General features: G+C 45.0%; 33 protein-coding genes. 22 read left to right on the top strand and 11 right to left on the bottom strand.

Annotation, left to right across the window (positions count from 1 at the left end; all coding sequences use genetic code 11):
- Nucleotides 1–138: 138 nt before the first annotated feature.
- The 11 genes from CXF86_RS19070 to CXF86_RS19120 form a co-directional block, all read right to left on the bottom strand.
- The gene (locus tag CXF86_RS19070; RefSeq protein WP_180961110.1) at nucleotides 139–477 is read right to left on the bottom strand and encodes a Mor transcription activator family protein; all 339 of its coding nucleotides are present in this window, start codon (nucleotides 475–477) and stop codon (nucleotides 139–141) included.
- Nucleotides 478–532: 55 nt separating this feature from the next.
- Complete coding sequence (locus CXF86_RS19075; protein ID WP_102039760.1) at nucleotides 533–1180, bottom strand: gp16 family protein; 648 nt, start codon at nucleotides 1178–1180, stop codon at nucleotides 533–535.
- A 9-nt stretch (nucleotides 1181–1189) separates the two neighbouring features.
- Nucleotides 1190–1810: a DUF3164 family protein gene (locus CXF86_RS19080; protein WP_102039761.1), complete on the bottom strand. Its 621-nt coding sequence runs from the start codon at nucleotides 1808–1810 to the stop codon at nucleotides 1190–1192.
- Nucleotides 1811–1832: 22 nt separating this feature from the next.
- Entirely contained in the window at nucleotides 1833–2093 is a 261-nt protein-coding gene (locus CXF86_RS19085; protein WP_102039762.1) for a hypothetical protein, read from the bottom strand.
- The gene (locus CXF86_RS19090; protein WP_180961111.1) at nucleotides 2090–3559 is read right to left on the bottom strand and encodes an ExeA family protein; all 1470 of its coding nucleotides are present in this window, start codon (nucleotides 3557–3559) and stop codon (nucleotides 2090–2092) included. The genes CXF86_RS19085 and CXF86_RS19090 overlap by 4 nt, the downstream gene beginning before the upstream one ends.
- A gap of 35 nt (nucleotides 3560–3594) precedes the next feature.
- Nucleotides 3595–5382 (bottom strand): DDE-type integrase/transposase/recombinase, encoded by a 1788-nt coding sequence (locus CXF86_RS19095; RefSeq protein WP_102039764.1) that lies wholly within the window; start codon nucleotides 5380–5382, stop codon nucleotides 3595–3597.
- A 2-nt stretch (nucleotides 5383–5384) separates the two neighbouring features.
- Nucleotides 5385–6356 (bottom strand): hypothetical protein, encoded by a 972-nt coding sequence (locus CXF86_RS19100; RefSeq protein WP_102039765.1) that lies wholly within the window; start codon nucleotides 6354–6356, stop codon nucleotides 5385–5387.
- A 15-nt stretch (nucleotides 6357–6371) separates the two neighbouring features.
- Nucleotides 6372–6701 (bottom strand): MarR family transcriptional regulator, encoded by a 330-nt coding sequence (locus CXF86_RS19105; protein WP_102039766.1) that lies wholly within the window; start codon nucleotides 6699–6701, stop codon nucleotides 6372–6374.
- An 11-nt stretch (nucleotides 6702–6712) separates the two neighbouring features.
- The gene (locus CXF86_RS19110) at nucleotides 6713–7195 is read right to left on the bottom strand and encodes a hypothetical protein (protein WP_102039767.1); all 483 of its coding nucleotides are present in this window, start codon (nucleotides 7193–7195) and stop codon (nucleotides 6713–6715) included.
- Nucleotides 7195–7620 (bottom strand): hypothetical protein, encoded by a 426-nt coding sequence (locus CXF86_RS19115; protein ID WP_102039768.1) that lies wholly within the window; start codon nucleotides 7618–7620, stop codon nucleotides 7195–7197. The genes CXF86_RS19110 and CXF86_RS19115 overlap by 1 nt, the downstream gene beginning before the upstream one ends.
- Nucleotides 7621–7708: 88 nt before the next feature.
- Nucleotides 7709–7981, bottom strand: coding sequence for a helix-turn-helix domain-containing protein (locus CXF86_RS19120; protein WP_102039769.1), 273 nt, complete (start codon nucleotides 7979–7981; stop codon nucleotides 7709–7711).
- 99 nt (nucleotides 7982–8080) lie between these two features.
- Between CXF86_RS19120 and CXF86_RS19125 the strand changes: the two genes are divergently transcribed.
- The 22 genes from CXF86_RS19125 to CXF86_RS19225 all read left to right on the top strand — a co-directional run.
- Nucleotides 8081–8497, top strand: a complete 417-nt coding sequence (locus tag CXF86_RS19125) for a helix-turn-helix domain-containing protein (protein WP_102039770.1) — start codon at nucleotides 8081–8083, stop codon at nucleotides 8495–8497.
- Between the two features lie 28 nt (nucleotides 8498–8525).
- The gene (locus tag CXF86_RS19130) at nucleotides 8526–9452 is read left to right on the top strand and encodes a hypothetical protein (RefSeq protein ID WP_102039771.1); all 927 of its coding nucleotides are present in this window, start codon (nucleotides 8526–8528) and stop codon (nucleotides 9450–9452) included.
- Nucleotides 9453–9586: 134 nt separating this feature from the next.
- Nucleotides 9587–10567: a hypothetical protein gene (locus tag CXF86_RS19135; RefSeq protein WP_102039772.1), complete on the top strand. Its 981-nt coding sequence runs from the start codon at nucleotides 9587–9589 to the stop codon at nucleotides 10565–10567.
- Nucleotides 10567–11058: a hypothetical protein gene (locus CXF86_RS19140; protein WP_102039773.1), complete on the top strand. Its 492-nt coding sequence runs from the start codon at nucleotides 10567–10569 to the stop codon at nucleotides 11056–11058. Before CXF86_RS19135 ends, CXF86_RS19140 begins: the two co-directional genes overlap by 1 nt.
- Before the next feature lie 87 nt (nucleotides 11059–11145).
- Complete coding sequence (locus tag CXF86_RS19145) at nucleotides 11146–11733, top strand: glycoside hydrolase family 108 protein (protein WP_102039774.1); 588 nt, start codon at nucleotides 11146–11148, stop codon at nucleotides 11731–11733.
- Nucleotides 11730–12008 (top strand): hypothetical protein, encoded by a 279-nt coding sequence (locus CXF86_RS19150; RefSeq protein ID WP_102039775.1) that lies wholly within the window; start codon nucleotides 11730–11732, stop codon nucleotides 12006–12008. The genes CXF86_RS19145 and CXF86_RS19150 overlap by 4 nt, the downstream gene beginning before the upstream one ends.
- A complete protein-coding gene (locus tag CXF86_RS19155; protein ID WP_102039776.1) occupies nucleotides 12005–12574 on the top strand; it encodes a hypothetical protein in 570 nt (189 codons plus the stop codon). Before CXF86_RS19150 ends, CXF86_RS19155 begins: the two co-directional genes overlap by 4 nt.
- Entirely contained in the window at nucleotides 12571–12786 is a 216-nt protein-coding gene (locus CXF86_RS19160) for a TraR/DksA C4-type zinc finger protein (protein WP_102039777.1), read from the top strand. Before CXF86_RS19155 ends, CXF86_RS19160 begins: the two co-directional genes overlap by 4 nt.
- 11 nt (nucleotides 12787–12797) lie before the next feature.
- A complete protein-coding gene (locus CXF86_RS19165) occupies nucleotides 12798–13100 on the top strand; it encodes a DUF2730 family protein (RefSeq protein ID WP_180961112.1) in 303 nt (100 codons plus the stop codon).
- The gene (locus tag CXF86_RS19170; protein WP_102039779.1) at nucleotides 13100–13396 is read left to right on the top strand and encodes a VpaChn25_0724 family phage protein; all 297 of its coding nucleotides are present in this window, start codon (nucleotides 13100–13102) and stop codon (nucleotides 13394–13396) included. The genes CXF86_RS19165 and CXF86_RS19170 overlap by 1 nt, the downstream gene beginning before the upstream one ends.
- Before the next feature lie 2 nt (nucleotides 13397–13398).
- Nucleotides 13399–13665 (top strand): hypothetical protein, encoded by a 267-nt coding sequence (locus CXF86_RS19175; RefSeq protein ID WP_102039780.1) that lies wholly within the window; start codon nucleotides 13399–13401, stop codon nucleotides 13663–13665.
- Entirely contained in the window at nucleotides 13658–14224 is a 567-nt protein-coding gene (locus CXF86_RS19180; RefSeq protein WP_102039781.1) for a DUF3486 family protein, read from the top strand. Before CXF86_RS19175 ends, CXF86_RS19180 begins: the two co-directional genes overlap by 8 nt.
- A 65-nt stretch (nucleotides 14225–14289) precedes the next feature.
- The gene (locus CXF86_RS19185) at nucleotides 14290–15819 is read left to right on the top strand and encodes a terminase large subunit domain-containing protein (protein ID WP_102039789.1); all 1530 of its coding nucleotides are present in this window, start codon (nucleotides 14290–14292) and stop codon (nucleotides 15817–15819) included.
- A gap of 2 nt (nucleotides 15820–15821) precedes the next feature.
- Nucleotides 15822–17510, top strand: a complete 1689-nt coding sequence (locus CXF86_RS19190; RefSeq protein ID WP_102039782.1) for a DUF935 domain-containing protein — start codon at nucleotides 15822–15824, stop codon at nucleotides 17508–17510.
- Nucleotides 17510–18940, top strand: a complete 1431-nt coding sequence (locus CXF86_RS19195) for a phage minor head protein (RefSeq protein ID WP_102039783.1) — start codon at nucleotides 17510–17512, stop codon at nucleotides 18938–18940. Before CXF86_RS19190 ends, CXF86_RS19195 begins: the two co-directional genes overlap by 1 nt.
- Nucleotides 18937–19113 (top strand): hypothetical protein, encoded by a 177-nt coding sequence (locus CXF86_RS22830; RefSeq protein WP_180961113.1) that lies wholly within the window; start codon nucleotides 18937–18939, stop codon nucleotides 19111–19113. Before CXF86_RS19195 ends, CXF86_RS22830 begins: the two co-directional genes overlap by 4 nt.
- Complete coding sequence (locus CXF86_RS19200) at nucleotides 19113–19589, top strand: phage virion morphogenesis protein (RefSeq protein ID WP_102039784.1); 477 nt, start codon at nucleotides 19113–19115, stop codon at nucleotides 19587–19589. Before CXF86_RS22830 ends, CXF86_RS19200 begins: the two co-directional genes overlap by 1 nt.
- 193 nt (nucleotides 19590–19782) lie before the next feature.
- Nucleotides 19783–20097 (top strand): hypothetical protein, encoded by a 315-nt coding sequence (locus CXF86_RS19205; protein WP_145992397.1) that lies wholly within the window; start codon nucleotides 19783–19785, stop codon nucleotides 20095–20097.
- Between the two features lie 125 nt (nucleotides 20098–20222).
- The gene (locus CXF86_RS19210; protein ID WP_102039786.1) at nucleotides 20223–21572 is read left to right on the top strand and encodes a hypothetical protein; all 1350 of its coding nucleotides are present in this window, start codon (nucleotides 20223–20225) and stop codon (nucleotides 21570–21572) included.
- A gap of 138 nt (nucleotides 21573–21710) precedes the next feature.
- Entirely contained in the window at nucleotides 21711–22946 is a 1236-nt protein-coding gene (locus tag CXF86_RS19215; RefSeq protein ID WP_102039787.1) for a phage protease, read from the top strand.
- The gene (locus CXF86_RS19220; RefSeq protein WP_102039788.1) at nucleotides 22946–23344 is read left to right on the top strand and encodes a hypothetical protein; all 399 of its coding nucleotides are present in this window, start codon (nucleotides 22946–22948) and stop codon (nucleotides 23342–23344) included. Before CXF86_RS19215 ends, CXF86_RS19220 begins: the two co-directional genes overlap by 1 nt.
- Nucleotides 23345–23398: 54 nt before the next feature.
- A partial coding sequence (locus CXF86_RS19225) for a Mu-like prophage major head subunit gpT family protein (RefSeq protein ID WP_180961114.1) occupies nucleotides 23399–23686 on the top strand: 288 nt, incomplete at its 3' end.

Below are 23686 nucleotides of genomic sequence, written 5' to 3' on the forward strand. Positions count from 1 at the left end.
ACAAGCTGATACAGAGAGAGAAAACTATTGGGGAAGAGTGGGAAAACTCCGGGATCAGACGGGATCAATTAGGAATAAGTGGGATGATATCTTAAAAGGAGTTTCAAATAGTGAAAATAGGTTTTCAGCCTGAATTAGTTAAAACAGGTCTGGTTGACGTCGTGCCATTTCTGCCCTCTGAATAGATTTCACTACTCGGTATATATGAGTTACCGATACATCAAATTCTTTCGATAATTGCACATGGTTATCACCACTAAATTTTGCATAGATCTTATGGTGTGAAAGAGTAACATCCAATCCATCACCTCTGGGAAAGTAAAATTGCTCACCTCCATATGTTTGGCGAAGTTGATCCACGGTATTTTGGGCCATTTCCCCAGCTTGTTCTTTTTCGATACCGAACTCAGTTAGCATCGTTTCAATATGAATAATCATCTCGACGAGAAGAGCGGCTGAACGTTCACTTTGACTCATAATTCTATAACTCCTTTCTCTGGCTCTACATATTAAGCAGAGCCAGAGCATTTCATTAATCACCAGCTTGCTTAGGCGTTACTCTGTCATGTGACAAAATCAGGCTTAACGCGTTATGAATGCCACTCAGGCTTTCTTGATTCCTAGAAGTTTTTAAGTAATCATCAAGTTCGACAAAAGCTTGATGATCATTGGTTGAAAGTCTCCCTTCCTGGCTTAGCAAAGCCACCGTTGGATATTGATGATCGATTGCCTCATTTAGCATTCGGATATGCCATTTCTTCAGTTGTTCGATCAGTGCGTTTAACATATTGGGCTGTAGCCATTCCAGTTTTGCGATAGCGTTGCCATTATTGAGGCGCTTTGCCTGGCCCGTGCTCCACTTGTTTAAGGCACTATCTGAACCATCTCTTAAAAATCCCTGCTTATTCATTGTAATCCAGATATAACGCAGCTTATCGAGCTGAGTTGGCGCTGCCTTCTGAGTGGAATTAGTCGTCTTGCGTGCTTGAAACTTGAAGCCTTTCGATTTGAGAAACTCCAACACTTTAAAGAGGTCTGGAATGCCCATATCCAAGCACGATCGCTTGCCTGTCAGTGCCATTAAGTTCGCACGGTAAGATTGCTCATCAATTCTCAACTGGCTTTTACCAATATGGATCATTTTGATATACCAGGATTTAGGCTTAAATTGTTTTTTCATCTATTCCTCCTAAAGCGCTGCTATATCGAGTGATACCGCTTGCCACGCATCATCTGTGGTGCGGCGTTTGTAGAAGCGAATATAAGATTTGCTGTCGGTTATTTGAATCGAATCAGCGATGGCTTTCATAGCACGATCCCAGCGCTCATCTTCCATATCTAATTTTCGTAAGCCTAAAATTCTAGTGGTTGAAACTTGGCCTTCTTTATCTACCTGAAAGGCATGCTCAACCAAGGTTCTAATACGATCATTCGCACCGTCAGACCAAGCATGAATACACTCATCAACTAACTGCTTGGCCACTTGTAAACGCTCATCAAATTGCAGCAATTCACTCACTGCTATTTGAATTTTAAAAGTGCTATCAAAATTCATTAGCGTGATGTTGCCCTTTTTACCACCAAGCTTAATTTGATACTCCTCGGCCGATAGCGCCACAAAGGCACTAAGCTCATCGATGATTGAACGTTTAAAATCACGCATCTGAGTTTGTTGCTTAGCAGCCAAGCCTGATAGCTTGTCGACTAATTCATCACGGATAAGATCAATTGCCTTTATATTGCTCATGGCAACCAGATTGCCCTTAGGATCACGCTTAAAACCATCCGGAACCGTCATTACTTCATTCATGTTTTACTCCATCTATTGCTAGTTAAAAAAAGGGTTGGTTCCACTGCACATCAGTGCCGTTAACTTCAGCTGAAAACCGCTCTAGTCTGTGACCACATTGGCTCGACACCGCAACGGGTACCGCTGGCAACTGTGCTAGTCGCTTGTTGCTCTCAACTTCAATGCAAGGTTTACGACCGGTTAAGGTCACGCTTTTTATGGTTACGCCGTTCTTATCCAAAGTTGCAGCACATTGCAGCGCCTTGGTTAAGTTGTTCATGAGGTGACAATTAGCCTTATTCATTTCAGCTCCTGTATTACATCAGCGCTTATAGTGCGTTCGCCCAAGCTGGCTGCTAAGTTCATTGCGCACACTAACCAATTGTTTACTATCAGCGGATAGCTCATATCTTGATGTTCACTTGCCTTCGCAGCCATGCCGTAACTCACCTTGGCTTGCAGGCGTTGTTGCAGCGCTTCAATGGCTTCAGGCTCGATCACATTCAGGTAGTTCACGTTGCAACGTTGAAACTTGTGAGAAATGTACTCCGTAAGCGAACGCCCCAAAGGTGGGACTTTCATGACGTTGCAACGGCGAGAAAACTCACGCACTTCGTAATTAGAAGGAGCAAGCTTTTGTGCAAGCTCAGGCTGGCCAATTAAAACAATACTGATTAAGCGATTAAAGCCATCACTCAGCTCCCAAATACGTTTTAGGTACTTCACAACGTCATTGGTCAGATCGTGGGCCTCCTCAATAATCAACACATGACGATTGCCTGCTTTTACGCTACGTTTCAGAGCGCTCTCCACCTTTCGAGCCCGGCGTTCAAGGCTTCCAGGTAAGGAGGTGAGCATCAACTCTTCGGCTAAGGCATCAAAAATCATCTCAGCGGTTAAGCGTTTTTTGTTGATCACCATAGGTTCAATCACTTGCACCTCTGGGTGATGACGTCTGACGTACTCCATATAGCCTTTACGCGTCTCTGTTTTACCTGAGCCACATTCTCCTATCATCGCCATGATGCTGCCGCCAAGAGTGGCTTGCACCATAGCTTCGCGTAACATCATTTGTTGCTCACTCATAAAGAGATCAGACTCAGACCTGATCTCATTTTCAAATGGATGACGCGTTAATTTAAAGTGGCGCAAAGTAGTCTGATTAAGCATTTCAGGCTCCGGTTGTTCAAAGGTGATGCGCGGCTTAACCGCGACATCTGGCGCTGTGGTTAAGGGCTTCTTCGGACCGGCATTAACTATCGATCCGCGTTCCTTCCACATGTTATTGAGCTGTTGAGTCGTTACAAACTGAGCTATCCAAGTGTTTAGAGAGGTTTCAATCGCTAACCGTTCGACCGTCTTAGGCCAAATACCATGGCGCAAAATCTGGCTCATGGCGGTGGGTGAAATATTGATCCCATTTTCTTTTAGCGCATTTATCGCCTGCATTTGGCTCAGATCATTTGTTTGAAGCAGCTCAATCACGCCATACACAGGCTGTGATATATCCACTTTGTTTTTCCCCCCATTAGGCTGATGTTTAAAAATAGTGTCTAGCTCCTCCTGTTTAATGTTGCTGCCGAGTAAATGGCCCAACGCTTTTCTAACTGCGGCGGCTGGGGCGCGGCGTGGACATTGGTTTTTCTCGGCAAGGTTGCGTAAACAACCTTTACCAATTGAATGGCCCTCGTTATTCAGTTGGCGTAGCAATTCCATACGGGTCATGTCGTTACGTTTTAGTACCTGATCTATCGTTAAATTTTTTGTCATGGTCATATCCTTATTTATTGCACCTGATATCGTGCTCATTTCACTAGTTTCAGCGGCGATGCTGGCTGCAGTAAACTCGCCACAATCTGGGGAATGTCTTCATCGAATACATTTTGGTATTGCTCAAGCTCCAGGCTTTCTTCAATGCTTAATGCACGGCCCAGCTGAGCTAATACCAATCGCTTCAATGCAATACGATTAAGGGGTTTGCGCTGTGCGGGTTGATACTGCTCAGTCAGCTCAATATTGCTGCCTTCACGGCGCATAAAGGCGGGTTGCTTAATCTCTTTCAGGTGGCTATGGGCGTTTAACTTGCCCTCGAACGGAGTCGTTTGTTTGGCTTTAGCCTTCTTTATCTGCTCCAAGTCCATATCAGGAAATGCCGTTCTATCTGAGGCTTTATTACGCTTCTCGACTTCTGTATCCGGCATTGCTTGAATCGACTCTCCCCAAATTGGCGCATCAAGCGCAAAGCCTGCATCATCGAATTCTCTGGGCTCCAGTACATGGTGGTACTCTTCATTAAGGCAGTCCTTAATAGTCACCATTATTTGGCAATTGCCGTAATACAGTGGCGCTACAGCCACTTTCTCGCCAACAACCACATGTGCTAGCCCTTTAAGTGAGTACTGAAAGCTTCGAGGAGCGGCGGGATGCTTAAAGCTTACCTCTAAGCTGCCTTGCACTGTTTTGGGTTTGGGCGCTGCTTTTAATAAGTAGCGACACATTTCAATTGGTGGCAGTTCACGCAATTTTTCAGGTGTTTTTAAAATTCGCTGCCATAAATCAAATCTAGCGATTGGCTGCGGCATACCACGGCGTGAAAGACGACTATCCTGGCGAGGAAGAAGATTGGCATTCCAAGCGTTGTACCAAGCCTCGGCGGCATTGTTGAGTTCTTCAACACTATTTACAGGCTCAAACTTCAACCGGCTCTCAAAGTGACACTCAACAATGTTATTACTGCTTTCAACTTGGCCCTTAGCGCGTGGGTTCTTGGCCATGTGAGCAATGTGTTCAACCTGTAGTGAATTCAGCGCATTTTTAATAGCGCCACTGGTATTCGCAGAGCCTTTGTCCCAAACCATAATGTCGGGCACTCCCCGAAACGGACGAGATCCCAGGCTCTGCCAGCAGTAAAGTAAAAAGTCCCACAGGTTGGCACTGGTTTCACCTTTGCTCTGGTAGTAACGCACTATGATGCTGCCGCTGTAGTGATCAGTCAGCACATAACGCCAGCATTTTAAGTTGTTTACCTTCTCCAAGTTTTCTGGCTTGTTGGCATACATGTCTGACTCATCGACAAACTTCTGCACTTTCTGCTCACCATTTGGGGCGTAATACAGTAAGCAATAAGAGGGATCGACCTGATGCACATGGTTAGGGTGCAATGAGCGAAGCTGCTGATGTGGGCTGGCTCTTTTTTGATCTTTAGCGGTGCTTTTACGTTGACGGCGTAGTTCATTAAGCCGAGAGTTAGATAGATTAATTTCACGTCCACTACCTGCTAGCATTGAGGCAGCCACAGAGGTCGGCATAGTATGCTTACCATTAGCGCGTTGGCTTAAACGTGTTACCGCTTCAAGCTCTTCTAATGTCTTTTCATCAATGCTGGTAGAGCCTGCATCGCAGCGCTTTTTACGGCCGCTACTCCAGCCGACTTTTTTAAGGTTGCTATAAATAGTCCTGGTTGAGATGCCGTACATCTTTTCAAAAGCGGAACGCAATACCCCCTGTTGGCCAGAAGGTGCTGCATCCAACTGTTTGGCCAGCTGGCGGTAGCTATCCTGCATATTGATATCTGAAGGGGTATGAGTCGCCATGATTAACCTCGTGCTTCTATTTCAACTTCTAACGCTAGAATTTCGGCTTCGCTATACATTGGGTGACCTTGGCTAACGTAGAACTCAAAACGTTGGCGAGTTTCAATAGACAGCGTGTTTACAGCCAAAAACAGTTGATCAACACAGTGAATTTGCACCGCTGCCATATGTTCCATTGCGCGTTCGCTATACTGCTTATCCACTTCTGTCGCCATAATGGTTTCAGATACGTCGTCCATCTGTTCAGCCAACTCAATCGCCTTGGAAGCAAGTCGGGTACACAGCTGGTTTATCTCATGCACTTGCTTGGCCCACTGCTCAGGTTCTGGAGCTGTATTTTGTTGCACTTTGGCCTGCATTAACTCTTCGGTAGTAATATTCAGGCGGTTGTTGGCGTCTTGCAGTAGGTTGTTGCGCACAGTGGCCAGTTTCTGACTTTCACCGAGTTGTTCTTTAAGTTGAGACTTTTCTTTAGCATGTTTGTCAGTGAGATCTTCAATCAGTTCTTTTACAGCTTCTTTGTCACCGGTATCTATGGCTTCACCGTCGATAACGAGTGATTGATCCTCCTCGGGTAATTTGCGCAGTTTTCTAAGTTCTCTATCACCTAATCCTAATTTCTTGGAAAACTCGAAGAACTCTTCACCAAACTCTCGGAGATTAAGTAAGTTTTTGTCTAAATTTTGTCGAGACATATGAAGTTTAAATTCACAAAATTCATCCCAGCTGCTCACAGTGAGCAGTTCACCTTGAGAGTTGTAATAAGTTAGGCCTTGATATGACTTACTCTCTTTGATGTTCTGAAGTATTTTTAAACTGCTCACCGTGAGCAGTTTGTTAACAAATCCAAAAGCTTCAATTCGACCAAGCTCTTTTAATACCTGCTCTTTATTTGCTAAAACATTTCTAGTTTCAACAACTGCTTTTTCCTGCTCTGCAGATAGATCTGTGACTTTTGTGTCTTGTTTTGTCATGGGAATTCCTTAGCGCTAAATGGCCAGTAAACTGTAATTTTGTTGGTCTTGCTGTAGCTGCAGTTGTGCTTGGTTTAAGTTCAGTGAAACCGAGTTAGCAATCTGCACAAGCTTGGGGGCTAAGCGCCAGCGGCTGGTATCACTGGGTAAACGCTCAGCAAAGCTGGCCTGTTTCAAATTGGCTAGAGCTCGAGTGATATTAGCCGGTGAGGTTTGGGCTAACTTGGCAAGCTCACTAGGGCTAATCCCTTGAGCTTCACGGCCCGCCATAACAGATATCACCTTTAAAGTTCGCTGCACTTGCTCCGAGATATATTGGCTATCGTTGTTGATTGCTGTACTCATAGGAAGATCCCCTATAGCTCTAACTGCGGTGATTGGTGTTGCTCAATATTCTTGTGTTGAAATGCTAAATCTTGAATAAGAGTTCTTACGGTGACGATGGCTTGTTCTGCATCACCTTCACCAGCCTGTAGACTTAGCAACTCGGCAATAAACTGCTGCATAAAAATATTCAGCTCTAATATATCGGTATGTTCCGCTTTGCGACCAGTAGGCATTTTTATTAGCAGGTAACCTTGAGAATGCGCTAGATATTCGGTCACAAAGGGGCGGCCAGTGCGGCTATTGCCAGCAGTTAAACTTTCATAATTGATCAACTGATTGACAGGCATCTTGCCGCTGCCTAGCCACTTATAAAGGGTGTCTACCGAAGTCGCCATTCGATCGGCAATCCGCTCTACTGAAAGATTTTGCTTTTCAAGGCTGTGTTCTTTACACAGACGTAGCGCGTGATTGAGAGAATTTGGTACTTCGCGTTTCCAATTTCTGCTAGTCATTAGATTCCCCTCTTGTGAGTGTGCTTCCAAACAAAGTGTTGTTCTGCATCTGTACAGATAAGCCATAAGCCGCCAACATTTAGGTACTCACGGAAATCAATCAAGTAGGGAGATTGTTGCTCATGACTACTCACACGAATATGGATTATCAAGCGTTGAATCAATGGTTGGGTCAGGTCATGACTAAAGACAACTTGGCTGAAATCAACATGTTTAGCAGAACGATGCTGCAAAGTGATATCGGCGCCGTTCGTGCTCTTTTTGAACAATTGGCGTTGTTGCGGCCTGCACAAAGGCAGCAAATAGTGCAATGGGGAGTCTGGGTGCAAGACGTCACCCTGTTGCAGCTGCTGAGCTGGAGCTTGATCTGCACTAAGCGCACAGCTGCCATCGATAGTTATTTTGTTAGCCATAGTGTGAGTCATATAAACGTTTCCCTGAAAAATATTCGTCCACTGGATGATGTGAGCCAAAGTGCTCACTGGCGGAGGCTGTTGTTCGCCCCTTATCTGGTTACGACGCCAAGCGTTGGCGCAGATCATCGATCACAAGCTGGCGATGTTCTTGATCTTTCTTACGCTGATTGATCACAGTGAAATGCTCGGGGAATACCCGCTCAACGGGCTGTTCAATTGCCTTGGCAACAATATTGGCAACTTTCATGGATTTGTTGTGGCGATTGATAATTGCACTAATATGAGCAATTTTAACCCCCGTGGCATCGGCAATCATTGAGTAAGTGAGACCACGTTCTTGCAAAGCTGCTTTAATTTCATTAGCTTTCATGATTTAATCCTTTGGTAGGTTAAGTGTGTTTACGGGCGGTAATTCGTAAACGAGTTAATAAGATGGGCTAAGTATAAGTTCAATATATTGAACCTGTCAATGATTTGGTGGAATAAGTTGAACTTTTTAAAAAATGAGCGGAACCATTTAGGTCTTCCTCAAAAGGACGTTTTCGAAAAAATAGGGGTAAATAAAGGAACCTTTATTCGATGGGAAGCTGGTCATGCTATACCTTCAGATAAGCTTTCCCTATTGGCTGGACTGGGTTTTGACGTGCTGTTTGTGATCACTGGGAAGCGAAGTTTTACTGCTGACTTTGATTTTCATCTGCAAGAGAAAGCAATCGACTTGGTTGCAAAATATATTCATCGTTCTGGGAGACAATTAGCTCACCCAGAGATGTTTTACCCTGTGGCAATGGAAATTTATCAAATTTTTAAACAGGCTGAAGATGAAAACAAAGAGGTTGATCCTGTTGAGCTAGGAGCAAAGGTTATTTCGCTTTTCGCAGCATAAAAATAGTAAGACACAAGGTAGTAGCTGTATGGACGATAAAGATGTAAACAGTTATGTGGATGAGTTGATGGCCAAAGGAGTGGACGGCAAACTCAATGGAATGCTAGGTGACTCTGATGGGGATATTCAGGAAGAAGCCCTTGCTACAAGAGACAGCATGTTATCTGCTAATGCAGAGCAATCAGCGACCAATAACGTCGTTGTCGTAAGTGCGGACAGTAATCACGTTGAGCAAAAACCTAGTATTATTGTCAATAACAATGTGAGCTATGCTCCTCCTCACCAGCCACAGTCACCTTATCTAACTCATCCAGCATCCCACAACCCACATTTAGGCTCCGAACCTACGCCATCAATCACACCAGAGCAAAGAGAAACCGATGAGTGTCTTACTGGCCCTCAATGCGCTGAGCTACATGAATGCCTTGAACAAATAATAACGCTCGCTAAGCCACTGAATACCGATATTACCAAACCTAAACTGTGGTCTGGTGTCAGTGATTTTTGTGATGTACCAAAGAATATTGTTCCGCCTCGATATAAGTCCATTAGTCAGAACAACTTCCACAAAGCCATTTACTTCTTCAACAGGAAAAAGTGTGAGCTACTGGCTCAGCAACTTGAAGTCAGCCGTGCAGCTGAACGTCAAATGCAAACCGAATTAAGATCCTATATTAATGCCCTCGATAGCGTCGAGCTGGACGCTGTTAATATAGCCAGTGCAGAGTTGGAGCAAAGAGATAAGCAACTCAATAAACTAAATATTCAGCTTCAACAGGTGCACGAACAAAAGCAACAGCTTAATGAGGCTAAAAGTAAAGTAGAAAAGCAGCGAGACAAGTTGATTGCGGAAGCAAAGCAGAGCGATAGAGCGGTAAATATATTGATAGCGATGCTTGGTATTGTGGTGCTTATTGTTGGGTTGGGTTGGGTTGGTATGGCTGGCTTTAGCTGATGAGTAAGGTTGAAGCAAAAAGTAAGGCTATTTATTATAAATTATCAATGCCCTAGGTGGTGGTAATTACTCTTAGGGTTAGGTGTATGCGTCTTCCCCTTATAAATCTATGAGCTTAAGGATATTTTAACCAGATGAAAACATCACCAGAAACTAAGAATAAAAGCCTGTATTACCGGCGAGCTAATTTTGGAATATTAACAGCACAGAATACTTTGCAAAAAATGTTAATCAACTGTTTGGATGCAACTGAGACTGTTGGTTCTAGAACCTTTGCTGGTGGCCAAGGTACTGAAATAAGATGTTCTAACGAAAAGGATGATTCCAAGGGGTTATATCTCCAGATCACAACATACACACCAGGCCAGGCAACATCAACGATTGAAAAGGACAGAAAGAGGAAGCTGTCAATTGTTGATGAAGAGGATGCCCCTATAGGTAAAGACTTTGTAGATGGAGAAGGCTTTGTTTTTGTTAATGGCAATAATATAATTATATGTATGTCTAATGCTCGTGAATCTCTAATTTCCAAGTACTTTAAAGCTCTATTAGAATCTCAGAACTATGTACAAGAAGCTACGAATCTGGAGTTAGAGATCGTTGCTAATATTGATAGACTAAAAATGATAAAAAAAGAAGGAGTGAAAGAGTTTACGTTAGGTTGTTCATTGTATGATGCCAGCCTGCAGCGCTTGCGTAATAAAGACAGTCATATTAGTAGTGTATTAGGGAAAATAGTTGATCAGTTTGAATCCGTTTTTAGTAATGATGACACTCTGAAAGACATTGACGACAAAGAAAATTTAGATATCAAGGTATCCATTTCTTTTGATGGTATGGCGGCAAGAACAAAAGAAAACAAAAAAATAGAAGGTTATGGAGAGTCTGGAAAAGCTCGCTTATTAGCCTCAGCCGAGTCTTTGTTAAATGATGAAGATGCGCCTGAATTTACTATCGTAACAGGGAACGGCAATGTGATAACGCCGGAATTAATCAGAGTAAGTGATACAAAAAAAATAAATACTCTTGGCAAGTCATTGATGAAAGGTGATGCGTGGAGCAAGCTATACTTGTATTATAGTGAATTGAAGGCCGATGGAATCTTGGAGCAGTAATGAAAAAAGTCGATAAGGAAAAGGTTCTTTTAGCTGTAGCTATCGTTCTTTGGAGCCTTATTGGTAGTTACTACATTCAGCCTTTAGTACATAACAATCAACATGCTATTAATGTAATTGTTACAGTATTTACCGTACTTGCGGGGTTTCTGATTGCAATTATCACGCTAATTGGAGATCCGAAGTCACTTCCATCTGGTAGTTGGCAAAAAGCTGAATTAGCTTATAAAAGAACTCATAATAGGTTAGTTAGGCACAAGCTTTTGTTTCAGCTTTATTTATTGACATTAGCGCTCATATTTATCTCTTTTGTTTTGAAAGACCAGTTAGCTCGATATCAATATATTATTGAATATATTTATATTTTTATGACTCTTACTGCCTTCATACTGTCTCTAAAATTACCTTCGTCATTGCTAGATATTCAGCAAGAACGTATCGAACATGAGATAGATGAACGTCGAGAAAAAGAAGGCATTAAGAAACTCTAGCCTCAATTGTATTAACCTGAGTTAGTAAATCAGTTTTACTAACCGAGGTTAATTAACCTTCTCCACTCATACTGCCATTCTGGCAGTATGAAAAAATTCAACGCATCGACACTCAATAAACACTTTGGCCAAATCTACCCAGTTGCTTTCAACTGGATAATAACTGCCGAAGGTGGTCACTCTAATCATGCTGCCGACCGTGGCGGTGAAACCCTATATGGCCTTAGTCGCCGTGCGTATCCCTATCTTGATTTTAATACCCTTACCTTAGATAAAGTTCAGCGAATATATCACCGTGATTATTGGCGAGTGTGTCGCTGTGATGAGTTGCCAAATGTATTAGCCATTGCAGTGTTTGATGCAGCGGTAAATCACGGGCCGCGCATGGCGGTTGAGATGCTGCAGCGTGCCATTAAGGCTAAGCCTGACGGTATTATTGGCCCCAATACTTTGGCTGCAATCGACTGCCATAATCACAATGACCTGCTCACGTTGTATCTGGCTAGACGTGGTCGCAAGTACGCCCGTATCGTAATCAATGATCCTAGCCAAACTGCATTTCTACTTGGCTGGATGCACCGTGTCACTAAACTCCAATTCGCTGTTTATCAAGCTGCTAGCCGTTACGGCTGGCAAGGATGGCAGTCGAGTTCTGCAAGGCGAACTGCCGCATGAATCGCCGTCAATTAGCCCGTTATCAAACGGGCCGACTCCAGCGATTAGCCTTTGAAGTTCGAGCTGATTCGAGTGAGCTAGGCCCTGCATCTTGCCCACTCTACAGTCATGATGCTACCTGGCAGAGTCAGTTTTGGCATGGTTGGAACAGCGTGAACAGGGTCGATATTCAGACTGAGCGGCTAAAGCTTAGAGCCCTGCATTCCCAAACAACACCGAGTATCGCTAGGCAATCCCTCAACGAAATCCACCAAATGCTAAGGAGCCACTCATGAGCTGGTTTGACGATTTTGACTTAGGTAAAACCATATCTGCCATCGCGCCACTAGCGGGCAAGATCATCGGTGGCCCGTTTGCCGCCCTTGGCATATCAGCTATTCAACTCGCACTCGGGAGTGATGAGAGCCAGCCTGAAGAGTTAGCTAAGCAGATAAAGAACGCCACTCCGGAGCAGCTCATAGCCCTGCGTAATATCGATGCAGGGCTTAAGGTGCAGATGAAAGAGCTGAACATTAAAGAGCAAGATCTGCAGTACCAAGATAGAGCCAATGCTCGTGAGCTATTCAAGCAAAACAGTTGGCCGCAAATTCTACTGTCGGCATTGTTCGTTTTAGGTTACTTCATTATCACCGGCTTGCTGGCCTATTACGCCGTTAACTGGCAAGTAGACGTAGAGGTCAACCCGTTACTGTTCGGCATGCTAGGCACTGTTATTGGGGTATTAACCGCAGCCATTCCGCAGATCCTTAACTTCTGGTTTGGCTCATCGAAGGGAAGTCAGGACAAAAACCAGATGATGAGCCATCAACAAGGCAGGTTAAATAAAGGAGTCGGTCAATGAGCGACCAGTTTGACCGTGCTAGTGAGATAGAACAGCGCTATCGCGATGATGCGCTTGCTAAGCAGCAAAGTGCTAGTCATCCAAGCTTAAAACCATATGAGCAAGAAGGCGTTCGTTACTGCCTGGATTGTCATGACGCAATATGTACTAAAAGGTTAATAGCCAATTCCAAGGCAGTACGCTGCGTACCATGTCAGCAGTTACGCGAATAAAGGAGTCAGATGTGCTTGAGTTTATCAAAAACTATTGGGTTCAGATCTACGCCACTATCTCGCTTGTTTTGCTGTGTGCTAACTGGGTATTGGCTAAAACCTACGCTAAGCAAGACAACATTCAGCGCTTAGAAAAACGCGTCGACAAGTTAGAGACCGATGTAGAACAGCTACCTGGTAAGGATGAGTTTCATCGTTTAGATAAAAACTTAGTCGAAGTTAATGCGCAATTAAAGGCAGTATCGCCTCAGCTTAAGTCACTGCAGCGCATGACCGAGATGCTGACCGAAAACGAGCTTAGAGAGAAAAACTAATGGCATTACTTGATATTAAAAATGAACACCAGCGCCGCTCAATTTTAACGGCGCTCAGTGCCATGGTGGGGTTTGGTGCTAACCACTCGATGGTGCGTGATACCTGTGCCAGCTTTGGCGTTGAAATGAGTAGTGACACGATTAAAACACAGCTCTATTGGCTTGAAGAGCAAGGTTTAGTGTCGGTTAAGCCTAAGGGGAATTATTTGATCGCCGAACTCAAGTCCCGTGGCCAAGACGTGGTTGACGGCCTCACTTTTGTGCCGGGCATTAAGCGCCCCAGGGCGGGAGAATAGTTATGGCCAGAGCAAAGCTAAATAAAGGCGAACGTGATGGCATACGTTTAATTGCTGATTTGTTTGTTATTGAAGATTTGAAAAAAAATGTATTAGCTAAGAGCGTCGCTCTGGCCCCTCATTTACCTGAGTTAGAAACAACACTCCTTAATGCCGTACCTAAGGTCTATGAAGCTCAATCAGAGCTACAAAAGCAGATAAAGGAAGTCCGAAAGTATTGGCTTTCAGAGTTTGAACGCTTTGATGTTGAGGACAAAGCCAATGACTGACTCTCCAACTCGTGGTCGCCGTTCTAAAGTAGACCTTCTTCCTGATGCAATCCGCAAGACCTTAGACACTGGCTTGCGTGACGGCTCAATCACCCAAATAGAGTTGCTTAATGAAGTAAATGCACTGATTGAGGCGGCAGGTCTCCCCGAAGAGCAGCAACTGTCTCGCACTGGCTTAAATCGTTATGCCAGTAAAATGGAAAATGTGGGTAAAAGTCTGCGTGAAATGCGTGAAATCACTCAGGTATGGACAGCAGAACTAGGCGACAAACCCACCGGTGAAGTCACTAAACTCATTCTTGAAATGGCACGTTCTCAACTGTTTAAAGCTCTGCTCAATGAAGAGGGTGATACTGCCGATGTAGGCATGATTAAAGATGCCATGCTCGCGGTTCAACGTCTCGAATCAGCCGCCATGGCCAGCCATCAACGCGAGAAAGAGATCCGTAAAGTGTTTGCCGAAGAAGCCGCGAACGCTGCTGAAAAGGTCGCGACGCAAGCAGGACTCACAGTTGATGCTGTGAATTCGATTAAGCGTGAAATATTGGGGATCGCTTAGTGAGTACGGCACAGACAAGTACTCACCCGAAATTGTCGAACGTCGCTCAGGCTATCCAAGCCGAGATGGCACAGTTTGACTCTAGTGAAGTTTTACTGGCTTATCAAAAGCGTTGGATAGCCGACGGATCACAACTGAAAATTGCAGAGAAATCCCGTCGTACGGGTTTGACCTGGGCGGAAGCGGCCGATGGCGTATTGACGGCAGCCGCGGCACGTAATGCTGGCGGTACTAACCATTTTTATGTGGGCTCCAACAAAGAGATGGCGCGAGAATTCATTGATGCTGCAGCAATGTGGGCCAAAGCGTTTAACAAGGCTGCAGGTGAAATTCAGGAAGAGATCTTTCGTGATGAGGATGAAGACAAAGATATTCTCACCTTCGCTATTTATTTCGACTCTGGCTTTAAGATCCAAGCGTTGTCATCCAATCCCTCTAACCTGCGTGGAATGCAGGGTAACGTTACCATTGACGAAGCAGCGTTTCATGACCGCTTAGGCGAAGTACTTAAAGCTGCATTAGCCCTGACGATGTGGGGCGCTAAGGTGCGTCTCATCAGTACCCATAACGGCACCGACAACCAATTTAATGAGCTAATTAATGATAGTCGGGCAGGTAAAAAAGATTACAGCGTGCATCGCATCACCTTAGACGATGCCTGTGCTGAGGGCTTGTATCAGCGTATTTGCCAAGTTCGCAAGATTGAGTGGAGCCAGCAGGCTGAGAATGATTGGAAAGCGGGTCTACTCAAGGCTACCGCTTGCGAAGAGGATGCGCTTGAGGAGTATGGTTGTATCCCTAAACGGGGCGGTGGTACCTACATTAAACGGGTACTCATTGAAGAGGCGATGGTTAAAGACAAGTCCATCCACATTCTTACCTTTAACGCCCCAGAAGACTTCGAGACTTGGTCAGAGGCTCACCGCAATATTCAGGTCAAAGAGTGGTGTGAACAGATTAAGCCGCACCTGGAAAAACTTAACCCGTTGTGGAACCACGCCTTTGGTGAGGATTTCGCCCGCCGTGGTGATTTGTCGATATTTCTGCCCTTAGAAATAGCACCCGATTTAAGTAAACGCACCCCGTTCGTGGTGGAGCTGTCAAAGCTGACCTATGACGCACAGCGAGAAATTATGTTCTTCATCGGCGACAACTTGCCCCGCCTGCAGGGCATGTCTTTCGATGCCACGGGTAACGGTGGTTACTTAGCCGAGGCCGCAATGTTCCGCTATGGCACCGAGATGGTCGAACAGGTGATGTTAAGTGAAGCCTGGTATCGCGAATGGATGCCCAAGTTAAAGGCCGAGTTTGAAGACTTAAATCTCAGTATTCCCCGTCATCAGGACATTGTTGATGACATGGCCAAAATCAAGGTGACTAACGGTACACCCAAGATTGATAAAGGCTCTGACAAAAGCGCCACCACAGGCCAGCAGCGCCACGGTGATTTTGCAGTGGCATTAGCAATGGCTATTCGTGCTAGCTGGATGGAGGGCGGCGTTATCGAGTTTACTGCAATTCCTGGCAAAGGCAGCACTGATGAAGAAGATGACGACTTTGATGACTATCACACATTTGATCGAGGAACCTATTAATCATGGCTACGAACTCAGATAAGACACTTGAAAGCGACACTCAGACAGATGCTCATATAGACAAGAATGGCACCCGATTCAATGTGAAGCAGCTTAAGAAGTCGCAGACTGACAATGCCAAGCTGGGACACCTTCATTGCCATTATGCTCAGCACCCGAGCCGTGGCTTAACACCGCCTAAACTAGCCCGAATATTAACGAAAGCAGAGCAAGGCGATCTTATCGCCCAGTGTGAACTGGCGGAAGATATGGAGGAGAAAGACGGCCATATATTCTCTGAGCTGCAAAAGCGTCGCCGTGCTTTGTTAGGTGTGGAGTGGCAATTAGTGCCGCCACGTAATGCCAGCGCTACTGAAATTCAAGACTGTGAGATGCTAACTGAGCAGCTTGAAGATATGCAGATATTAGACGATCTTATTTTTGATATGAGTGACGCTATCTTAAAAGGCTTTTCAAATTGCGAAATCGTTTGGCAGCGACAGGGCAAGCTTTGGCTACCTGAAGCGTTTAACTTTAAAGATCCAAGCTGGTTTATGACCACTCCCGTTGAAGCAAATGGTAAAGCAGCCATTGACCGTAATGAACTGCGTCTGCGTGACAATACGCTTGAGGGCGCTGCGTTGCAGTCATTTGGTTGGATAAGCCATGTGCATAAAACCAAATCGGGTTATCTGGGCCGCAATGGTTTGGGGCGTGTTCTGGCCTGGCCATTTTTGTTTAAAAACTACGGTGTCAGAGATTTAGCCGAGTTTTTGGAGATCTATGGTTTACCGTTGCGATTAGGTAAATATCCCACTGGCGCAGATAAAACAGAGAAAGCGACCCTGCTACGTGCAGTGATGAGTATTGGCCATAATGCCGGAGGGATCATTCCCAAAGGCATGGAGATTGATTTTAAAGAGGCGGCCAAGGGTAATAAAGATCCGTTTGAGTACATGATAGCTCTAATGGAAAAAACCATTTCCAAGGCCATTCTTGGCGGTACCTTAACTAGTCAAGCCGATGGTAAAAGCTCGACCAATGCGCTGGGTAATGTGCATAACGAAGTGCGGCAAGAGCTGCGAGATTCAGATCTTAAACAGATAGGCAACACCTTAACCCGTGACTTAGTGATGTCAATGTACATGCTTAACGGCAAAAGCTATCGCAGTCCTAACCGTAGTCCGCGATTAGTGTTTAACGTGATAGAAGCCGAAGATCTTAAGGGCTATGCAGAGTCTCTGCCTAAGCTAGTTGATATCGGCTTTGCCATTCCTCAAGCCTGGGCCCAAGAAAAATTGCAGATCCCCGTGGCGCAAAAAAATGAGTTGATGCTTACTAAACAGGCCAAAGCTGAGCTAAAGCCAAGAAACAAAGCTCCAAATCTAGAAGAGCCACAGACCAAGCTCAAGCAAATGGCCATTAAACGTCTTGCCGTCCTGAAGGCTAAGCAAGAAGCCGATGATGTTGATCTGATGTCTACAACTTTGCAAGCCGACATGTCCCCCATACTGGCAGGCTTCACCGACGAGGTTCGCCAGTTAGTCGAAAATGCCGATTCATTAGAAGCGTTGCAAGTCAGCTTAAACACGTTAGATCTCAGTATCGATGAAGCCAGCGAAGTGCTGCAACTGGCATTAGTTGCTGCAGATTTAGCGGGCCAATACGATGTGATAGATGATGTGATAGATGATGTGAGTGAGGGCAACTAATGCCCTTAAGTACCCGTTACGGCTCTTTGCCCTTCAATGAGCAGATCAGGTTCTTTCGCAATAAACTCAATGTACCGACTGAGGGATGGACTGATCTCTGGCAGCATAGCCATAACTCGGGCTTTAGTGTTGCTGGCGCGATGAAAGATGATCTGCTTAATGACTTTAGGCAGGCGGTGGATGCCGCCATAGCTGATGGGAAATCACTGACCTGGTTTAAAAAAGAGTTTAATAATATTGTCGCCAAACATGGCTGGCAGCATACGGGCAAGGCAAATTGGCGTGCCAAAGTGATCTTCGATACTAATATGCGTCAGAGCTATAACGCCGGTCGTTATGAACAGCTCCAACAGTTCGACTATTGGCGCTATGCCCACGGCGACAGCCGTTATCCTCGCGAGTTGCATCTTAAGTGGCACGGCACCTTACTGCCTAAGTCAGACGCTTGGTGGCAAACCCATTTCGTTTCTAATGGCTGGGGCTGTAAGTGTCGTATCTATGGCGTGAGCCAGTCAGAGCTTGAACGTAAAGGCTTAACGACTACAGCCGCGCCGAATGATGGCATGCGTGACTGGACAGATAAAACCAGCGGTGAAGTGCATAAAGTCCCTAATGGAATCGACCCAGGCTTTGATTACATCCCTAGGCGAGAAGCTAACCTGGTTAAACAGCGACGACTCGCCAGCCAAAAGGCATCCGTCTATCAAGCGCCTGAACGTCTGGTGCCGACTGCCTTTAGTACGGTCAAAGGTGTCAATGTTGATGGGCTAAACCTTGTACTCACTCAGTTGATGCAAACAGCAGCTGCGCCGCAACTCCAGCAGCTGGTTAACTTTGTCCAGTCGACCAAGCGTAAAACGGTGTTCATTAAGTCGAGTGAAATGATGGGGGGTAAACGAAGCACCGCCATAAGTGCTGAAGTGGGCCATTATCTCGGACTCAACCAACTTGTAGCCAAGAGAAGGTTTACCTCTAAGAGAAAGCCCGAAGGCTTTACCAGCAGCAGTTATGACCACGTAGTGGTGAAAGTGGCGGCGACTCACAGTCTCAAGAGAGTGAATGCGACTAACGTGCTGGAAGGTATACGTAATATTATAAAACAAGGCGATAGCTTATCAGGACCATACACCATGGGGAATAAGTCGCTTTGGTGGGCATTTGCTGAGGCTGGCGGCAATATGCATGATGATACGAGTCGATTTATGACTTGGATACATGAGATGAGCCATCAAGTTCATTATAAACTAGGTATGCCTAGCCCACCGACTCAGAAGTACTTAACCCATTATGGTAACCCGGTAAACAGTGAACGAGAATGGTTTGCCGAGCACTTCAGTGCCTATGTACTCGCACGCACGGAACTACAGCAAGTATGGCCTGATGTAGTACACTGGTTTGATGAACAGCTACTTGAGTTCGGGAGATTATGATGGAGCTGAAGTATCTAGAACAGATAGATGCGCTCCTGGCTCAGAAGCCTTGGCCGGATGATATTGAAGCGCAATGCGATGCCATTGCGGATAAAGCTTCTGAACCTGAGCGCAGCTTTATTGTTATGCGCCTCGAATCTGCTTTTAATCCAGATGAACAGGCTCATCGCTAATGGCTGGCACGCAAATAAAGGTCGAAGCCCAGGGCCGAACAGCGATCAGCAAGGCCCTTAACAACCTGTTAAAGCAAAGCGGTAACCTAACACCTGCGCTGGCTGATATCGGTGAATATTTGCTTGAGTCTACCCAGCAACGTTTTATCGATCAGCAAGCACCAAATGGATCCCCCTGGGCAGAACTAAGTAGCACCACTGTTGAGCGAAAAATTACCGAAGGTGAGCGCACCGATCGCATTCTCACCGAATCAGGCACTTTAGCGTCTAGCATTCATTATCAACTGGGCCACAATCAACTCGAACTGGGTAGCAATGAAGAGTATGCCGCCATGCAGCAGTTTGGTGGTGTCACCAGCCCATTTAGCATGATGCCTAATCAAGACATTCCCGCCAGACCCTTTTTAGGAATAGCCCCGTTCGAGCGAGCAGAGATCATCGACATACTGCAGCATCATCTGGCGAAAGCACTCTAAGCTCTCAAACGCATTTTAAGCGATGATATGAGTTAAGTGACACAATGTGATGTGCTTGTTCTTAAAATGCCCTTACGGCGTTTATAAAAGATTTATAAAGAAGGTTGCAGTATTGGAAGAGAAAGATTATTAAGTTCAAGAAGAATTGTAATAAATGCATTTAAATGAACTGTTATGTTTTTTTCGAGGTGTTATGTCAGATCGCATAGATATAAAGAAGAAATATAGTCATCAGCTAAAACTGAGGCGCAAATACGCCTATCCAGGTTTATTGTTATTTGTCTTATCGTTAGTTTCACTGGTGTTTATTTCAGAGCTTCGTGTTAAACCTTGGTTCTTTATCATTTTAGGTATTGGCTTGTTTGGTTTTTTGGTGGGGCTCTTTGGCTTAAATTATTGGAGTCGTTGCCCTGCATGCAATAAAGTCCCACGCCAAGGTGATGGTTCCATTCCATCTGCTGCAATGGATAAGTGTCCAAATTGTGGGGCTACCTTAAGTGACACTTAAAACATAACAAGGCAAATCAATCAGACGCATTACGGCTTGTCATTGTTTTTGCTAAAACCAAAAGCCAGCAAAAACACCGCCAAACCTAAGCGCTGTTGTTTGCGGCGATAATAGGAGTAACTGTAATGGGGAAAAAGAAAAAAAAGAAATTGAGAAAAGCGAAGTACGACCCCATCACTACATTAAGCCCAATCTGCTTTCATGGAAATTTAGAGGCGTTGGCCCAAGACTTATACGAAAAAGCTTGTAAAGGCTCTCAGCCTGTTTGGGAAAAGTTTGAAACTTCGGAACCTCGATTTCCCCATAATAGCGATCTTAGCAAAGAATTCTATAAGCTGAGTCATCAGGGGATGAGGGCTGCGCAGGACACAATGCTACAACATATCCTTGCTAACCCAACTCTCGATTATCAGCATAAACTTTTGTTCCGTGGTATTGCAGATACAATGGCTTGGTCAATGATAGATGACCAACTTTGTTATGCGAGGCGACTTTATAAAGAGCAATGTCAACCAAGTTTGTATTGCTCAAGTTTAGATACAGTGATTGTAGCAGCAGACTCAATAATGGATGAGGATGAGGATAAGTTTGCGCTTATTTCTGACTTAACTTCTTTCGTGCAAGTTGGTGACCTTTTAACTTTCAGCCCTAATGAAGGTTTAGGTATGGCTGAGGTTAAATCTGGTAAGGTCAACCATCGGATACATGACTTTATTCAAACGTACTCTAAGACTCAGTGTGAGCGACTAGCTGAACGTTTCTTTAAGCATGAAGATAATAACACTATTAAACAGATGGGAAGGATGATGAGGCAAAATGACCGAATGCTTCATTTTTCAGAAGTAATGAAATCAGGGCTATCAATTGACCCAGATACTAATGAAAAAATTCACATACCCGATGAATTTATTGAAATCGAAACGTGGAACGAGGTTCTAATAGATGTTCTTGAACAAAGCGACACTAAATCTTTCGCCCTAGATATTATTGATAGTTGCCTATTTGTCGCTAGTTACTCAGGAACATCTTACCATGCAGGTCATCTACTATTTAATACATGGTTTGATGAGTTTGGGGGGACTGAGGCTTGCCCTAGATCGAAGCTGAGTGATTCTTTACTTGATCCATTAGCCTTACCAATTTTTCAGCTGAACATATCTGAAAAGCATAAGTTTGATATTTTATTTGGTAGAAAAACGGTATGTGTCGGTATCGTTATAGAAAAATTATTGGAGGAATGCAAAAAACAAGGCTGGTCTGTGCGAGAGGCTACAAATAAAGAGAAGGGAAAGTTAATTCAAAATAAACATCTACCATATATGCATAAAGGCAAACCGATATTTATTGGTAACGGTCTAAGTGAAATGGTGTTAATGGAGGGGATTTTCTTACGCAGCCTTTATCATGGTCAAAAACCCATCTCAATATTAAAACATTACCTTGCTAACTTGAATAATATCCAACGTGAACAATGAGGCTATGGCGATAACAATCTCATTATTCTAAATGGAAAAATGCAGTATGCCCTGAACTCTTAGGGCTTATCCCTTCATTTAATATTTTACTAACCTAGGTTAATACAGCTATCCCCCCACAAAGATCATTGTGGGGTCATGAAATCAAATCTTCTTAGCTTTGACCGTAAAGAGCATCACACTAATCTAAGCGCTCTGCCAGTTGCCATAGCAGCACTGAGCAGAAATAACGCCACTACGTCAGTAGTGGCAGTGCTGACATATGAGCACGCCGAGATAGACTCAAGTGACAACAAGCGTGTGCAGCTGTTGCCCGATGGGCCGTTTGCGGCTAAAGATGGTCGCCCCTTCGAGGTGCCTGGCGGCAAATGGTTGATGGACGCATTGGCATTGACCAATATCCAAGCCAATGCTGCCGAGCGCAGCAATGATTTTCATTTTGACTACGAACACCAAACCCTCAACAGCGACATGAATGGTAAACCTGCACCTGCTGCAGGTTGGTTCAATGAGCTTGAGTATGTACCTGGTGAAGGCCTATTTGCGCTTAACGTCGACTGGACGGCTACTGCTAGCCAATTCATTGCCAATAAAGAGTATCGCTACACCTCCGCCGTTTTTAGTTATGACGCCCAATCGGGTCGCCCTTTGGCGTTGCTGCATGTAGCGCTCACCAATGACCCTGCACTCGATGGCATGAAGGCCATTGCAGCGCTTAAAGCCTGTGTTCACTTAAATTCTGCAAATCCAGTCACACCAATAACGACCTCTCAATCAACAGAAGGAAATCCCCCCATGAATAACGCATTAAAGCTGTTACTTGGTTTACTCGGCATCGATGAGCTTGGCGACTTAAGTACAGCCGCCGCGCTGAAAACGGCCACCGATACTGCCACCACGGCGATAGCGGCCCTAAAAACCAAGGCTGATAAGACAGGCACGTTGGAAACGGAACTTAACCAGGTAAAAGAGTCTGTTGTTGCGCTAAAAGCTAGCGGCGGCAGTGGTGAAGTGGACTTGAGCAAGTATGTGCCTAAAGCCACTTATGACGCCACAGTCACCGCAATGGCCGCACTCAAGGCCGGCAATGATAAAGATTCGGTTGAGCAACTACTTAAAGATAACGCTGACAAGGTGCTTGAGGCTGAAACCGACTACCTCACCAGCTTTGGTCAGCAACAAGGTGTAGCCGCCCTTAAAAACATGCTCGAAGCCCGCCCAGCGATTGCCGCGCTTAAAACCACCCAGACCCAAGGCAAACAAAAGCCTGGGGAAGAGGGCGAGCAACTGAGTACTGAACAGCTCGCGGTTTGTAAAAATATGGGGCTCACGACTGATGAGTTCAAAGCTTCGATGAATAAGGAGGATGCGTAATGGCGTTAACTAAAGACCGTCCAACCCCTACACGCGCCAATCGTGACCGCCATGATCCTATGGCAGCTGCGGTGCTGTTTTATGCTGGCGCAATTGTAATGCTCGATGCTGCGGGCAATGCCGTACCAGGACAAACAGCCACAGGATTAAAAAGCCGTGGTGTGGCGACTGAGCAGATAAGCAACCTTGGCGGCATCGCAGGGGCTGAGTCGGTATCAAGTGTTAACGGCTGTCACCGCTTTATCAATGACAGCTCAATTACCCGCGCCGATATTGGTAATGCCGCCTATGTGGTTGATGACGAGACCGTGGCGAAAACTGACGGCGGTAGCACTCGCAGCGCTCTGGGCAATATCGTTGATGTTGATGCTATCGGCGTGTGGGTTGATATCGCATAACTGTCCGTTTTATTTGTAAGCCATTAGCCCATTTATTCGTTAGGAGCGAAAACCATGATCATCAATAAAGCCAATTTATCATCGCTGTTTACGGCGATTAAAACGTCCTTTAACAAGGGATTAAAAAACACCACGCCGACCTGGAACAAAGTGGCGACTCTGGTGCCATCCACCACCAGTACCACTACGTATGCATGGCTGGGCCAGTTTCCGCGTATGCGTGAATGGTTAGGTGATCGCCAACTTAAAAGTTTGGCCTTGCATGACTACAGCGTCAAGAACAAGAAGTTTGAATCGAGTGTGGCCATTCCGCGTGACGACATAGATGACGATACCTATGGT

This window comes from Shewanella sp. GutCb, assembly GCF_002836135.1.
In the GTDB taxonomy this organism is placed as follows: Bacteria; Pseudomonadota; Gammaproteobacteria; order Enterobacterales; family Shewanellaceae; genus Shewanella.